Here is a 347-nt window from a genome sequence, read left to right as displayed (position 1 = left end):
ACAAGGATTTTGGAAACAGTTACTGACCAACAACAGTTTTGGACAGGTAGCCTTATTGATGGTTGAAGAAACCACTGCCACCGAGCTAAGCGTACCAGCCGCAGCGGAAAGCACCGCCTTTTATTTGGAACAAGCCACGGATGCCGAACTGGAAGTGGAAGCCTGGATGACCGACGATATTTATTTCGGAGCTTATACCCACCTGGCCCTTCCGGCCGCAGAACCTGCACTGGAACTGGAAAACTGGATGAAGGATGAAGGTCATTTCAGAAGCCACCTGATGGATGTTGACCAGGAAGAGGAGTTGGAACTGGAAGCGTGGATGACAGACAACGACTACTGGAGCT

The 347-nt window shown here is 50.4% G+C and carries 1 protein-coding gene; it reads left to right on the top strand.

All coding sequences use genetic code 11. The annotated features are described in order from the left end of the window. Window positions 1–347, top strand: a 347-nt coding sequence (locus Q1A18_RS19005) for a hypothetical protein (RefSeq protein ID WP_299584736.1), incomplete at both ends; no start/stop codon positions are given.

Source organism: uncultured Sunxiuqinia sp. (genome assembly GCF_947495665.1).
GTDB lineage: Bacteria > Bacteroidota > Bacteroidia > Bacteroidales > Prolixibacteraceae > Sunxiuqinia > Sunxiuqinia rutila.
Note: the sequence above shows the minus strand (reverse complement) of the source record. Positions and strands in the feature narration are given on the sequence as shown.